We start from the raw sequence: 13,736 nt of genomic DNA, 5'->3' as shown, positions 1-13,736 counted from the left end.
TCGGCTCGGGCGGTCGGGGCCGGACGACCGCCGCGCAGCCGCGATCTCATTCGAGCTCCCTTTGAGCATCAACCCAGCTTCGTGACGATGTCAGCCACCTGGCTGGGCATCGACGAGAACCGCGATTGTGAGGAATCGAGTGCCACCACGGAGGCGGTTGTGTCCGGGATCGCCGTACGCATGTAACGGGAACCGAGCAGTCACCAACCTTCGGTGACAACGCTCAGCCTTCGCTGCGACAGTTCAGCCGTCGGCGTTCGCGCCGGGCTGGTTCCCAGACTGGGAACGCTGGACCTGCTCGGGGATCTTGGGCCGTTCCTGGAAGGTGAACTCGGTGGCGAGCGCCAGGGCGGGGCGGGCCTCCCTGGTTGTGGTGGAGGGCTGATTGCGCTGCCGGGCGTGGCCGTGGACGGCTCGGACAAACCTATCCACCCAGCCTCAGCTGCCTACGGCGGGCTCGGGTCGCCCACCGGACGAGCGAGTCGGCCGTATACCGCCTTTCCCGCTCGTGCCCCGGTCCGGCCTGGAACAAGCCGGGAACCATCCGTCACACGGAGCTCAGCGCCTCCGTAGGGGGCAGCCGGGCCGCGCGCCGCCGGGTAGAGCCCGGCGGCCGTACCGATGAGGGCCCCGCGCCGACGCCAGCCTCACTCGTATGCGCCACAACACGCTTGTACCCAGTCAATCGCCGGCAGTCCGGCGCGCCCCCGTAAGCCGAGCCGCGTGCACTTGTGAAGTGCGGCAGGGGCGCCCACCCCGCGTGCGCCCCTGCCACCCCGTACGCCTGCACCTACTCAGGCCGCACGGGCCTCACTTCGCCACCTTCGCCGACTCGTAGGACACACCTCGGGGCACCGACACCACGAACCAGCTGTCCGGGCAGCCCTGGGTGTCGACTATGCAGCCGCGGCCGCATCACCGCCATCGACACCCACCAAGCCGAAGCGCAGCCCGGTGTGCTGCGAGTGCTCCACCACCGCAATGCACCGAAGCTCCCATCGGGACAACACCGCCTCAAACAACCCGCCCGGCGAGCGGCTACGGGTCTTCCAGGACGACAAGGTCCTCTTCCACCGTCGACGCGACACTCGGCCTGGTACGGATACGGCGCATGCTCGGCGTCCACGACGCGGTGACCGGCCCGAACGGCTGGCACCCTCACCGCCGCCGAACTGGCGCGGACGTCGGCCGTGTCCCTGCACGACGGAGTTCGCACGGGTCGCGACGACCGCGGAACTAATCGCGGCCACCGCCCGGCCTGCACTTATAGACCTTTTCCCTTGCCCATAAGACCATCGTTTCCAGGGATCTCCGTGGAATGACGGGGAACTCGCCCTGGCCGGGGCTAGGTTGACCGACCGGCATGCAATCCCCTTGGAAAGGGACATGAATCGGTATGACCGTCGCCTCACAAGCCCCGGCCCAAGTCCCGGCTCAAGTCCCGGCCCAAGGCGGTGCCGCCCGTTTGGTGGGGCTGGCCCCCGCCGGGGTGCGGCCGTATCTGGAGTTGCTGCGGCTGGACCGGCCGGTGGGGGCCTGGCTGCTGGTGGTGCCCGGATGGATCGCCCTGGGAGCGATCGCCGGGCCCGGGGACGGGGGCCTGCTCGGGCTGCTGCTCCTGGTGTACGGGGTGCTGTCGAGAGGGGCGGCCTGCGGGCTCAACGATGTGCTGGACGCGCGGTTCGACGCGCAGGTGCCGCGTACGGCGGGGCGGCCCGTCGCCTCCGGGCGGCTGGCGGCCGGGCGGGCACTGGTGCTGTGTGTCGTGGTGGGGGCCGTCGCTCCGCTGGTGATGGGGATCTGGAGTGTGGAGGCCGTGGTGTGGGCGGCGGCCGGGGCGCCCCTCGCGGCGGTGTATCCGTATATGAAGCGGGTCACCCACTGGCCGCATGTGTGGCTGGGGATCACCATCAACTGGACGGTGCCGCTGGTGTACGGCCTGCTCACCGGAGGGCTCGGGCTCGGGGGCGGCGTGCTGTACGGGGCGCTGATCTGCTGGGCCGTGGGGACGGACGTGATCTACGCCTGCCAGGACCGGGAGGCCGATGTGCGGGCCGGGGTGCGGTCGGCCGCCGTGCTGCTGGGGCGCCGTAGCCGGGTGCTGGTGGGCGGCGTGTACGCGGGGTGTGTGGTACTGCTCGCCTGGTTCGGGGTCGTGGCCGGACTCGGGCCGCTGTACTGGCCCGGCCTGTGCGTGGTCGCGGGGCAGTTGGGATGGCAGGTATGGCGGGCCGACCCTGCGGATGTCGGAGCCTGCGGTCGGGCGTTCGGCACCAATCCTCTGTGCGGACTACTCATCCTCGTGGCCGTGCTCGCCGGGCGGGTCGATACCCTCGGCTGAGGGACACGGATCCTGGAGGTGCTGGTGGGACTGCGGGAACGGATCGCGGCGGAACTCACGGCGACCATGCACGGCGGGGATCTCAAGCTGGAGCGGTACGCGGGGCCGCCCGGTGATCCCGGGCTGTTCGGGATCGCGCCTGGGGACCCGGTGTGGCGAGTGCACGGGCAGCCCACCGGGATGCTCACCGGCGGGTTCGCCGCGCTCATGCTCCAGTCGCTGCATCCGCTGGCCATGGCGGGGGTCGACCAGCACTCCGACTTCCGCGCCGATCCGGTCGGGCGGCTGAACGGAACCGTACGGTTCATCACCACGACCACCTTCGGCTCCTCGGCCGCCGCCCACGAGGTGATCGACCTCGTCCGGCGGATCCACACCCAGGTGCACGGCACCGCCCCCGACGGCCGGCCGTACCGCGCGGACGACCCCGACCTGCTCACCTGGGTGCACACCGCCGAGGTACGCAGCTTCCTCGCCGGCCACCAGACCTACGCACCCCGGCCGCTCCGACTGACCCCCGCCGAGTGCGACGCCTACTACCGCCAATCCGCCCCCGTGGCCGAGGCGTTGGGCGCACGGAACGTACCGCGCACGTCCCTCGAAGCCGAGCGCTACCTGGCCCGCGTCCGCCCCCAACTCCACGCCACTCCAGCCGCGTTGGACTCGGTGCTGTTCCTCCGCCGCTTCGGACGCACACGACAGGAGCGACTGGTCGTAGGCCTGCTCACGAACGCCTCGGTCGGACTCCTCCCCGACTGGGCCCGCACCGAACTCGGCATCCACCGCCCGGCCTCCATCCGCACCGGCTGGGACCGGCCCCTGGCGACGGCCGTCGGACGCACCCTCCAGTGGGGGCTCGGGCCCTCCCGGATCCAGGCCGCCGCACGGGAGCGGCTGGCGGGGGCGCGGCAGGGATGACGGCGAGATCTTCGAGGCGTCCGGCAGCAGCACGCTTCGGTGGAGGGGAACCAGCGGCTCACCGGGTTTCATGACCGGGCACGGTCGGGCTTCCACCCCCGCCCCTTAGTAGTGCTTGGTCAGGTTCACATGGGGGTGGGTATGTCACGGCGGCAGGTGGGGCAGGCGCCGTCCCAGGTGGCGAGGAGTGTCTGCAGATCGCGGACGGCCTGGTAGAAACTCAGACGCGCGCCGGGTCTTTTGGGTGATGGGCCAGCCGTTGCAGGCTGCAGCAGGCGTGGGCGACGCGGACAAGGGTGACGTGGTAGTGCCAGCCGTTGACGGTGCGGCCCTCGAAGTGCACCAGCCCCAGGGTCTGTTTCACCTCCCGGGAGTCGTGCCCGATGCGCCAGCGCAGCGCAGCTTCGTCAGCCGCACAAGCGTCGCCAGGGTGGCTACGTAAGTGACTGTGGGGCTCTGGTCCAACTTGTGTGATGCAGTCACACCCGGTGACGACTGAGATTGGGGCAGAGGTCTGGCAAGGGCTGGTTGATACCGTTTCTGATCCTGCGCACCTGCCCCAGAGCTTGGCCCAGGTGTTACAGAGCAATCAGACCGGCTGCCGTCTCCTTGAAGCCGCAGGCATCGACATAGAACGAACGCAGGTCCTCATCGAAGTCGACGTGGAGCCATTCGCACTTCGCGGTACGGGCTTCGTGGGCCGCGGCTGCGACCAGCGCGGCTCCAACACCTCTTGCCTGGCGATGCTGTGCGACCACCGTGTCCAGGATGAAGGCGTGAACTCCACCGTCCCAGACAACGTTGACGAAGCCGATCAGAGAGCCGTCCTCCCATGCGCAGACCCAGCCGAGACTGTGGCGCTCAAGCCGTTCCCGCCAGTCAGTCCGAGCGACCGGGTGACCGAAGCCGTCAGCGTGTAGCGCGTTGAGGGCGGCGTTGTCGAAATCGCCCCGCCACTCGTACTTGATCGTCACTTCTCGATCATAATGTCCGTGCCAAGTCCAGCGATTGGATTATGGAGCGAGGAGGACTCGCTTGTGGAGGAATTCGAATCCAGCGCGGCCGAACATCTGGCGTTTGAGCATCTTGATCCTGTTGACGTGGCCCTCAACGACGCCGGAGTTCCACGGGTGTGAGAGGCCGGCGACGACGGTGACGAGGCCGCGTTCGAGGTGCTGGGCGAACCGGCGGAGACTGGGCAGTTCGGTGGTGGCCGTGGTTGCTTCGATCCATGCAGGCAGGTGGTCGCCTTGCAGGTGGGTGAGCATGTGGGCGAAGGAACGCACGTGCTCGGCCAGCATTGTCAATTCGGGGGAGTTCGGGGAAGTTGGCCAGGACGGCCGGCTAACCGGTGCCCCGAAGGCATCAGGCATCCCGGCTCCGGCCCGACCCGCGAGCGCGAGGCCGACCGAAACCAACGTCGACCGCAGCCGCTCAGTCCGCCGACCGAACGGGCGGGCGAGCCCGGGCACCTGCTCAGCGAATGTCCTGCGCCGACGCCGGCAGGGAGAGCACGCCAGGCAGAGTGATGCCGCGGGTCGGGTCGCGGAGGGTACTCTCGCCTCCTCTTACCCTTCAATGCCGCAATCCAGAACTGGAGTTCGCCCCTCATCGGCATGGGGAACTCGTTGATGATCTTCTCGACGGTCTTGGCGTCGCGATAGATTTTCGGGGCGGGATTGGGACAACGCAACAGCATCCCTCCAAAACTCCCCCGGGTACGGAGACTGGCGTCCCACCTGGACATCCCTTCCTGAACCTTCAAGATCCGTTGTCAGGGTGTCCACTCCAAAGGATCAGCCTCAATCTGGCAGCGACCCCGTCGTCAAGGACGTCTTGGGCATCATGGCCAGGGCCCGCGTGCACGTTTCGACCCGCGCGTTCCTCAGGCCCGACCTGACGTCTTCGCCCTTCGCTGACGGTCAGTTGCCCTGAAAGATCGTCGCGCAGAGCAGCGTCTTGCCGTCATCCACCAACCAGGCCAGATATTGCCTCTGGTCGTACGCCCCCTGCACACAATTGCGGGGGCCGGCGCCTGGCGGGGCCTGATAGACGCCGGTGATGTGGATGATCCGGTTGTATGCGGCGGGAATCTGCTGCGCCCTGCAGTCCACAGCCGTCATCGATCCCAGCCGGGTATCGTCGCCGACCTGCTTGCCGAGCACGCAGTAGTACCTATGGTAAATGCGCGTGACACAGAGCTTTGAAGTCTCACCCGAGACGGCAGACGTGTACGCCCAGGACGCCTTCCCCGCACCGCTGGGACAGGTGCTGCCAGCGGTGCTTGTGACTTGCACAAGGCCCGCTCCCTTGCTGTCGCAGGACACTGGGTCAGGCGGAACATCGGCGCTCCAGTCGATGCTGGTGCCCCGAAGGCCGGTGTCGTAGACCGCCAGGCAGTCGCCAACCGAAACAGCCTTGAATGAGTCTTCGGTGGGATCCGGAGTGGGTGACGATGCCTCGGAGTCGGGCTCGTCTGAGCTGCCGCCGAAGTCGTCGTCTGAATCCGGACCGCTGCTGTCCGCATCACCGGCCTCGGGGTCGTCGGGGGTATAGGTAGTCCCCGAAGACCCACGTGGGACTGAGCTGGAACTAGGTGGGGACGACTCAGCCAACAGCTCTTTCATCTCCTGCGCGTTGCTCACACCTAACCAGCCCAGGATCGCCACCACGGACGCGATTCCTCCGAGCCATGCCCATAGCCTGCTGGTGGAATCGTCCTCGGACGCACCTGCCATGACCCCTCCCCCGTCAGTTCCCAGACAATATCGCCTTTAGGCGGGGCGAATACCGGTTTACTGATCCCCCGGCAGGCAGGCGGGGTAGTTGACATAGCCAAGCGAAACGGTCACGGTGCCGGTCGTAGTTGCCGTGCACTTGCCGGTGGTAGGAACTGAGGGTCCTCGCGGTGTCGCGGTGGATGTCCTCGTCTGCGGTGAGCCGGGCGAGTTCCAGCGGCACGCCGGCTGCGGCGGAGGAGGTATTGGCTGATCAGGCCACCGAGGAGGTCGTTGGCAGCTTCCACCGCTTCCTGACGGAAGCAATAGTGCTTGCGTTCGATGAGCAGAACGGCATTGAACGAGTAAGCGACGGCGTGCTCGAGGTCGACGGAGTAGACATTTGCTTTGTTCACGTGAAGCGGATTTGACTCAGGTCCTGTGGGGCGATCACGCAGGGCCCTGATGATCAGCGTGGGTGAACGTGCCGCGCAGTTGGTGAATTCCCGCTCGCCAGGGGCCGGTGCGGTCTGCCTCGTCCCAAAGCTCCATCAGTTCGGATGGCTTGGTGGCCGCTCAGTCAAGTGCCCGGATCGCAAGATCTCGGAGATTGAGTGAGAGCTGCAGCAAGGGATACTTGGGGCCGTAGGCTGCAGTGAGGGGCTCTCCTCCCGGGCATTGGGCGGCGACCAGGGAAGCGGCCGCAACGGCCTCAGCCGCGATGTCGCTGTCCAGGTAAGCTCTGGGTGTTGATCGTGTGGAGGAGGGCGTGGCGCAGGATGCTCTCTCGCTCGGCTTCAGCGGCCTCGTCCAGTGTGTGGGACAAGTCTGCCGCCGTGTCGTTGTCGAAGTGGCCGGTGCCCCATCTCCCCGTAGCGTCTCCTGATCGCCCGCATGTCTAAGAGGTTGTCTCACGTGGCAAGTTTCGCGAGCTTCTTGTAGCAGGTCAGGGCGGCGACCATGGCCAGGCCCTCGGCTCTGCCAGTCGTTGCGGACCACGTACGGGATCTTGAGACCACGAGCAGCCCATGGCAGGCTCATGCCGCATGATCGATGAATTCGCGAAGGACAACCTGCACGGGAGACTGCGGCGGGACCGCAAGGCGCTGCTCTGGAAACTCGACGGCTTGTCCGAATACGACGCCCGCCGACCTTTGACAGCGACCGGGACCAATCTCCTCGGCCTGGTCAAACACGTGGCCACTGTCGAGGCCAGGTACTTCGGCGAGGTCTTCGACCGCCCTTCCCCGGAACCGCTGCCCCGGTGGCAGGACTCCAACGGCAGCGATCTGTGGGCGACCGAGGACGAGACCCGCGATCAGATCATCGGGTTCTACCAGCGCGCGTGGGAACACTCGGACGCGACGATCAACGAGCTTCCCCTCGACGCCCCCGGCCACGTGCCGTGGTGGCCGGAGCCTTATGCCGACACGAACCTGTTCGCCATCATGGTCCATGTCCTCGGCGAGTCCATCCGGCATGCCGGGCACGCCGATATCCTGCGCGAGGGCCTCGACGGCCGGACCGGGTTGCGCGCCGAATACGAGAAGCAAATCGACGAGGAAGCCCGTGCAGCCTGCTGCGCGAAGATCGAGCAGGCCGCCAAGTCGGCCGCACCAATCAAGACTTAAGAGTCACTGAGGCAGGTGCGCTTGATGCTACGCATGGGGCACACGCATCGAGCGTCAGCCCGTTTCGGTCGATTCGGTCCCGTCTGATCCCAAGGCGCCCCCGCTCGACCCCATTTGCGCCCTGGGGGTGCACCGCACCCGACGGTATTACCGAAACATGACGCGACACCGCCGGTATCCCAGCGATCTGTCCGACGCCCGCTGGGAACTGCTGGAGCCCGCTCTGTCTGCCTGGCGGGCCGAACGAAGAGGCAGGGGCCTGGACATCGGCCGCCCGCCCGAGCACGACCTGCGCCGGATCATGGACGCCATCCTGTACGTAGACCGGACCGGGATCCCGTGGCGCTGTCTGCCTCATGACTTCGGACCGTGGGAAACCGTCTACGGCTACTTCGCGAAGTGGCAGAAGGACGACATATTCGACCAACTCAACGGCCTCCTATGCCAGTTGGTCCGCGAGGCCGAAGGCCGAAACGCTGAACCGAGCGCCTGCGTGCTCGACACCCAGAGCGTCAAAACCTCCGCGAACGTGCCGGCCACGGGCCAGGGCATCGACGCAGGCAAGAAGATCGCAGGCCGCAAGCGCCATATCGGAGTCGACACCCTCGGCCTCCTGCTGGCGGTCTGGGGCACCGCAGCCAGCGTCTTTCGACAACGTCGGCGGCATCCACCTGCTCTCCCGGATCGCCGCAGCGAACCCGCACGGCAGCAAGGCCTGGACCGATACCGGCTATCGAACAAAGGCCATCGACCACGGCGCCGGCCTCGGCATCGACGTCGAAGTCGTCCGCCGGGATCCCGCCGCCAAAGGCTTCCAGGTGATCCCGCGACGTTGGGTCGTCGAGCGGACCTTCGGCTGGCTGATGCATCACGGCCGCCTCGCCAGCGACTACGAGACACACCCGCACCGCTCCGAAGTTATGATCCGCCTCGCGATGATCGACCCCATAAGCAGACGACTGACCCGCGAAACCACCCTGAGCTGGCGTGACACCTGAACCTCGAACCAAACAACCTTGCCCGGACAAAACGCTCTTTAACCTCGCGCTTTCACGAGGTGGAGTGTCCGAGGCTTGATCAAATAAGTGGAGAGTGCTCCTGACCTGCAACGATGGGACTTGTCTAGGGTCCTGTTGGCTGCAGGGAAAGAAGCACTCTCCAGGTGAAGAAGCGTATCGGGTCGTACCCGCGTGTCCGCATCGAGGGCGGCGGCCGGGCGGTGGTCTCGCAGGCCGGGGGCGTGCTGCTGGTCGAGACCGTCCGCAAGGCCGGCCTGGACACCGCGATATCAGCGGCGCTGACGCCGTGGCGGAAGGCTCGGGCGGTGCACGACCCGGGCAAGGTCCTGCTGGACGTGGCCCTGGCGGTTGCGCTGGGCGGCGACTGCCTCGCGGATGTCGCCATGCTGCGGGCCGAGCCGGCCGTGTTCGGGCCGGTGGCCTCCGATCCGACGGTCTCCCGCCTCATCGACGCCCTTGCAGCCTCCGGGGAGAAGGCCCTGCGGGCCATCCGTGCCGCGCGGGCTGAAGTCCGCCGACGTGTCTGGCGGTTGGCCGACCGGGAAGCGCCTGATGCGGGCGGGACGGTGACCGTGGACCTCGACGGGGTGCTGGTGATCGCGCACTCGGACAAGGAGGACGCCGCACCCACGTGGAAGCGAACCTACGGCCACCACCCGCTGATGGGGTTCGTCGACCACGGACCGGGCGGCACGGGTGAACCGGTCGCAGCCCTGCTCAGACCGGGCAACGCGGGATCGAACACGGCCACCGATCACATCACCGCCGCTCAACTGGCCTTGGCCCAGCTGCCGAAGAAGTACCGGCGCGGGCGCCGGACCCTGATCCGCACCGACTCCGCGGGCGGCACCCACGACTTCGTCGCCTGGCTCGCTCAGCGGGGACGGTGGCTGTCCTACTCGGTCGGCATGGTGATCACCGAGGCGATCCACCAGCATGTGCTGAAGGTTCCGGCATCGGCCTGGACGGCGGCCGTCGAGGCGGACGGCGGGATCCGCGACGGCGCCTGGATCGCTGAACTCACCGGCGACGTTCTGGACGGCTGGCCGGAGGGTATGCGGCTGATCGTCAGAAAGGAACGACCGCACCCCGGGGCCCAGTTGCGGCTCACGGATGCGGACGGCATGCGGCTGACCTGTTTCGCCACCAACACCTCGGGCCGGCCGATCGCCGGGCTCGAGCTCCGTCACCGGCTGCGGGCCCGGGCCGAGGACCGCATCCGCGCCGCCCGGGCCAGCGGCCTGCGCAACCTGCCCCTGCACCGCACGGCCCAGAACCGGATCTGGCTGGAGATCGTGCAGATCGCTCTCGACCTGCTGGCCTGGATGTCGACGCTCGCCCTGACCGGCAAGGCCAGGCTCTGGGAGCCCCGCCGGCTACGGCTCCGCCTGTTCACCGCGGCCGGACAGCTCGTGACCACCGGCCGTCGGCGAACCCTCCGCCTGGCCCGGCACTGGCCCTGGACCGGTCACATCACCGCAGCCCTCGACCTGCTCACCCAACTGCCCGACCCTGGCTGACCAGCAGATTCCCCGTCCCTTCGACAGCACCCCAACACCCGGAGCAGTGGAATCCGGCGCCATCCCGAGGCGACACTCGGGCCTTCGGCCTGCACCGCCTCAGCCCACGGCACGAAAACGGTCCACCGACTCCGTCGGCGGACCGTCACGAAACTTCGAGGTTAATTGACCCGATCAGCCGTCAGTTCTTCTTCAACTCCTCGGCGAGCATCACAAGGATGCCGCTGGGACCGCGGAGGTACGTGAGCTTGTAGACGTCCTCATAGGTCGCCACACCGCGAAGCGGACGGCATCCGTGCTTTGCGGCTGCCTCAAGGGCTTTGTCGATGTCGTCGACTGAGAAGGCAACGCGATGCATGCCAATCTCGTTGGGACGAGTGGGCTTCGACTCGATCGCTTCGGGGTGGATGTACTCGAAGAGCTCAAGGCGACCGTGACCGTCTGGCGTCTGGAGCATCGCAATTTTGGCGTGATTGCCATCAAGGCCGACGGCGGTGTCGGTCCACTCACCACTGACCGTGTCACGACCGACGACCGTGAGGCCGAGGTCGGTGAAAAAGGAGATCGTTGCTTCGAGATCGCGAACGGCGATGCCGACGTTCTCAAGTTTGATGGCCATGCGTTGCATGCTACCGAGCCGGGCCGATCGGGTGCTTCCGGCAAGGACGCAGCCGAGTACCCGGGCACCGTCGAGGTCGACTGCGCCGGGCACCCGCCCCTCCAGGCCCACGCCGGCGAGTGCTGCACCGCGGGCAAACGCCACCGCGCCGTCGACCGCGACGGAGCCCGCCGGCTCCTGGCATCCGGCCTGCCCGCCTTTCACCTGGCCGAGAAAGGATGAATACGGTTCACTGGCGAGCTCGGTAGCCATCGGTTCCCTTACATAATCCGGTGGCTCGGTCGTGGCCCAGCAGCGTAAGCGTAAGGGCCCGCCCTTCCAACGGTTCGGCGGCGATAAGCCTCCCGACCTCCGTCCGGCTCGCTGGTTGGCCGGCCCGCCCCGCCCAGTGGCTAAAGGCGAAAGCGCGCCGCTGTCGTCGAGTACTCCCCTGCTCGACCAGCACCGATCAAGGCTGCCAGGAAAACGGAAGAAGCATGTCCGCAGCGTCAGTGGTCAGCCTTCAAATGACGATGACAGAGCTATCTCATGCGCAGAGGTTGGTATCGGACCGATCTCGGATGCTCCCGATTCGGCAAAGGGTCTACGAAGGTCTACGAACTACCCCAGGGGAGAACACGCATACTTTCAGGAAGTTGGCCGCTGTAGTTCACGGCAGCAGCGATCGGTAGTGCACTCGCTATTTCGGCTCCCACCGCTGCCGCTCAGTGCGGTTGCGTTGGGAGCGCTGGGAGACGCGCGGATCTCACCGTCCGCTCCTCCTGCCGCCTCAAGGGCACCTTTTATGGCAGCGCAGCCGACGGCAAGTGCTCTCTGGTACGGGCTCGTGACTCGTGACGGCAGGGTCCACCTCTCCGATTGGGCAGCGCTCGACGGGCCATGTAACGCCCCATTCGCGGCAGTTGGGGCCTCCTCCGCCCGCCTGGCCCAACGTAAATTCCATGGAACCTCCATTGCCGTACGCCTGGTCAAGGCTTTACGGTCAGTGGAGCGACAGCAGTGCCATGTCATAGTGCAATATCACATACCACCGGGGCTTCGATGGCATCAGAGCAGTTAAGAACCCATGCGAGGAATCAGGCAGGGGCCGTTCGGACAGCAACAGGCGCAGTTGTCCCAGTTCCCACCGTGCGCATCACCGGCGGTCTACTGCGCCACTGGCAGGACAGAAACCGGCAGTCGACGATCCCGCACACCATCGAGCAACTGCGGTCCGCGGGCAACGTCGACAACCTGAGCCGTCTGCTCCTCGACGATCCCCCGGCCTACCGCGGGCGTTACCCGTTCCTCGACACCGACCTGTACAAGACGCTTGAAGGTCTGGCGTACGAGATCGGCGCGGGCGACGCGGACGACGGCGTTCGGGAGTTCTTCGACGAGGTGGTCGGCCTCCTTGAGCGGGTGCAGGCTGAGGACGGCTACCTGCACTCGTTCTTCCAGGACCCGGCGGCGGCCAAGAAGCCGTGGGAGGAGCTGGCTTGGGGACACGAGCTCTACAACCTCGGCCACCTGATCCAGGCCGCCGTCGCTGCCAGTCGACGGATGGGCGACGGCCGGCTTCTCGACGTGGCCGGGAAATTCGCCGACTTGGCCGTGCGCCGCTTCGGCGAGGGCCGTGATGAGGCCACCTGTGGCCATCCCGAGGTGGAGATGGCCCTGGTCGAGCTGTACCGGGAGACCGGCGAGGGCGACTACCTGACCCAGGCGAGCCTGTTCGTGGACCGACGGGGGCACGGCCACCTCAAGCACCGCATCTTTTCCCCCGAGTACTTCCAGGACCACTTGCCTTTCCGTGACCTGCCGTCAGTCACCGGGCACGCGGTCCGCATGGCGTACCTGGCCGCCGGGGCAACCGACCTCTATCTGGAGACCGGCGACCGGACCCTGCTCGATGCGCTCGACCGGCTCTGGAACGACATGGTCGCCACCAAGCTCTACCTCACGGGCGGGCTGGGCAGCCGGCACTCGGACGAGGCCATCGGCGACCGGTACGAGCTGCCGTCCGAGCGCGCGTACAGCGAAACCTGCGCCGCCATCGCCACTATGCAGTGGGCCTGGCGCATGTTCGTGGCCACAGGTGGCGCGAAGTATCTCGATGTCTTCGAGCGTGTGCTGTTCAACGCCTATGCCGTGGGGCTGTCCGCCGACGGGAAGGCGTTCTTCTACGACAACCCGCTTCAGCGCCGCCCCGACCACGAGCAGCGCAGCGGGGCCGAGACCGGTGGCGAGCCGCTGCGACGGTCATGGTTCACCTGTCCCTGCTGTCCGCCGAACATCGTCCGGTGGATGGCGCAGCTCGGTGACTACGTGGCCGTCGAGCGCCGGGACGCGCTGTGCATCGCCCTGTACGCCGAGAGCCGGATCGAGACGGACGCCCTCACGGTGAACATCGAGACGGCCTACCCGTGGGACGGGGACGTTCGACTGATGGTGGAGCGCGCCCCGGACCGCCCGTACGCGATCGAACTCCGGATTCCCGCCTGGGCGCGCGACGTCACGCTCGACGGCGAGCCCGTCACGGCCGAGGACGGCTGGTTGACCATCGAGAGGAACTGGGCCGAGGGAGACACACTGCGGCTGCACCTGCCGATGCCGGTGCGTGGGCACATGTCCCACCCCCATCTGGACGCGACCCGCGGCGCAGTCGGTGTCGCCCGCGGTCCGCTGGTCTACTGCGTCGAGCAGCAGGATTCCCCTGCCCCGGTGGACGACCTCGTCCTGTCGGCCCACCACATCGCCGCCGCGGACATCTCTTCGCTCATGGCCGACCTGCCCGGTGCTGTCGTCCTTCGGCTGACGGCGGACGTCGTTCCCGCTTCCTCGTTGGAGCTCTACCCGGAGTTCACCGCCGAACATCCCGCCGCCAAAGGAACCGTGACGGTCCCGGTGACTCTCGTGCCCTATTTCCTGTGGGGCAATCGCAGGCCCGAGGCCATGCGCGTGTGGATCAGGGCCCAGTGACCCCACCCGC

The 13,736-nt window shown here is 67.1% G+C and carries 13 protein-coding genes and 2 pseudogenes; 7 read left to right on the top strand and 8 right to left on the bottom strand.

Annotated features, from left to right (window positions below):
- Window positions 1-243: 243 nt before the first annotated feature.
- Window positions 244-432 carry a hypothetical protein gene (locus E0500_RS29735; RefSeq protein WP_131564074.1) on the bottom strand — a complete coding sequence of 63 codons (189 nt, stop codon included), beginning with the start codon at window positions 430-432 and terminating at the stop codon, window positions 244-246.
- A gap of 964 nt (window positions 433-1,396) precedes the next feature.
- On the opposite strand from E0500_RS29735, the gene E0500_RS29730 reads away from it, so the two are divergent.
- Complete coding sequence (locus E0500_RS29730) at window positions 1,397-2,341, top strand: 4-hydroxybenzoate octaprenyltransferase (protein ID WP_181587190.1); 945 nt, start codon at window positions 1,397-1,399, stop codon at window positions 2,339-2,341.
- Window positions 2,342-2,365: 24 nt separating this feature from the next.
- Window positions 2,366-3,259, top strand: coding sequence for an oxygenase MpaB family protein (locus tag E0500_RS29725; RefSeq protein ID WP_309505185.1), 894 nt, complete (start codon window positions 2,366-2,368; stop codon window positions 3,257-3,259).
- Window positions 3,260-3,479: 220 nt separating this feature from the next.
- Here the strand turns inward: E0500_RS29725 and E0500_RS29720 are convergent, their stop codons facing one another.
- The 4 genes and pseudogenes from E0500_RS29720 to E0500_RS29705 form a co-directional block, all read right to left on the bottom strand.
- Window positions 3,480-3,623, bottom strand: coding sequence for a hypothetical protein (locus E0500_RS29720; protein WP_399120080.1), 144 nt, complete (start codon window positions 3,621-3,623; stop codon window positions 3,480-3,482).
- A gap of 214 nt (window positions 3,624-3,837) precedes the next feature.
- Complete coding sequence (locus E0500_RS29715) at window positions 3,838-4,233, bottom strand: GNAT family N-acetyltransferase (protein ID WP_131564077.1); 396 nt, start codon at window positions 4,231-4,233, stop codon at window positions 3,838-3,840.
- A gap of 39 nt (window positions 4,234-4,272) precedes the next feature.
- Window positions 4,273-4,572 (bottom strand): annotated as a pseudogene (locus tag E0500_RS44365) (transposase); the annotation flags it as partial.
- Between the two features lie 609 nt (window positions 4,573-5,181).
- Window positions 5,182-5,931, bottom strand: a complete 750-nt coding sequence (locus E0500_RS29705) for a hypothetical protein (RefSeq protein ID WP_131564078.1) — start codon at window positions 5,929-5,931, stop codon at window positions 5,182-5,184.
- A 248-nt stretch (window positions 5,932-6,179) separates the two neighbouring features.
- On the opposite strand from E0500_RS29705, the gene E0500_RS29700 reads away from it, so the two are divergent.
- Window positions 6,180-6,407 carry a hypothetical protein gene (locus tag E0500_RS29700; protein ID WP_131564079.1) on the top strand — a complete coding sequence of 76 codons (228 nt, stop codon included), beginning with the start codon at window positions 6,180-6,182 and terminating at the stop codon, window positions 6,405-6,407.
- A 145-nt stretch (window positions 6,408-6,552) separates the two neighbouring features.
- Here the strand turns inward: E0500_RS29700 and E0500_RS44360 are convergent, their stop codons facing one another.
- Both E0500_RS44360 and E0500_RS44355 read right to left on the bottom strand, forming a co-directional pair.
- The gene (locus tag E0500_RS44360; protein WP_258573590.1) at window positions 6,553-6,669 is read right to left on the bottom strand and encodes a hypothetical protein; all 117 of its coding nucleotides are present in this window, start codon (window positions 6,667-6,669) and stop codon (window positions 6,553-6,555) included.
- A 19-nt stretch (window positions 6,670-6,688) separates the two neighbouring features.
- The gene (locus E0500_RS44355) at window positions 6,689-6,802 is read right to left on the bottom strand and encodes a hypothetical protein (RefSeq protein ID WP_258573004.1); all 114 of its coding nucleotides are present in this window, start codon (window positions 6,800-6,802) and stop codon (window positions 6,689-6,691) included.
- A gap of 220 nt (window positions 6,803-7,022) precedes the next feature.
- On the opposite strand from E0500_RS44355, the gene E0500_RS29690 reads away from it, so the two are divergent.
- The 3 genes and pseudogenes from E0500_RS29690 to E0500_RS29680 all read left to right on the top strand — a co-directional run bounded on the left by E0500_RS29690 (window position 7,023) and on the right by E0500_RS29680 (window position 10,146).
- Window positions 7,023-7,607 (top strand): DinB family protein, encoded by a 585-nt coding sequence (locus tag E0500_RS29690; RefSeq protein ID WP_131564080.1) that lies wholly within the window; start codon window positions 7,023-7,025, stop codon window positions 7,605-7,607.
- A 157-nt stretch (window positions 7,608-7,764) separates the two neighbouring features.
- A pseudogene (locus E0500_RS29685) lies at window positions 7,765-8,605 on the top strand (IS5 family transposase).
- 164 nt (window positions 8,606-8,769) lie between these two features.
- Entirely contained in the window at window positions 8,770-10,146 is a 1,377-nt protein-coding gene (locus tag E0500_RS29680; RefSeq protein ID WP_181586818.1) for an IS1380 family transposase, read from the top strand.
- Between the two features lie 181 nt (window positions 10,147-10,327).
- On the opposite strand, the gene E0500_RS29675 is transcribed toward E0500_RS29680, so the two are convergent.
- Window positions 10,328-10,765, bottom strand: a complete 438-nt coding sequence (locus tag E0500_RS29675) for a VOC family protein (RefSeq protein ID WP_131559604.1) — start codon at window positions 10,763-10,765, stop codon at window positions 10,328-10,330.
- 1,128 nt (window positions 10,766-11,893) lie between these two features.
- Between E0500_RS29675 and E0500_RS29670 the strand changes: the two genes are divergently transcribed.
- Complete coding sequence (locus E0500_RS29670; protein WP_309505184.1) at window positions 11,894-13,726, top strand: beta-L-arabinofuranosidase domain-containing protein; 1,833 nt, start codon at window positions 11,894-11,896, stop codon at window positions 13,724-13,726.
- Window positions 13,727-13,736 lie beyond the last annotated feature (10 nt).

Source organism: Streptomyces sp. KM273126 (assembly GCF_004337435.2).
GTDB classification, from domain to species: Bacteria; Actinomycetota; Actinomycetes; order Streptomycetales; family Streptomycetaceae; genus Streptomyces; species Streptomyces acidicola.
Note: the sequence above shows the minus strand (reverse complement) of the source record. Positions and strands in the feature narration are given on the sequence as shown.

Coding starts and splice junctions, on each gene's coding strand:
- E0500_RS29675 (WP_131559604.1), bottom strand. CDS start 10,765: ATGGCCATCAAACTTGAGAACGTCGGCATCGCCGTTCGCGATCTCGAA.
- E0500_RS29730 (WP_181587190.1), top strand. CDS start 1,397: ATGACCGTCGCCTCACAAGCCCCGGCCCAAGTCCCGGCTCAAGTCCCG.
- E0500_RS29700 (WP_131564079.1), top strand. CDS start 6,180: ATGTCCTCGTCTGCGGTGAGCCGGGCGAGTTCCAGCGGCACGCCGGCT.
- E0500_RS29690 (WP_131564080.1), top strand. CDS start 7,023: ATGATCGATGAATTCGCGAAGGACAACCTGCACGGGAGACTGCGGCGG.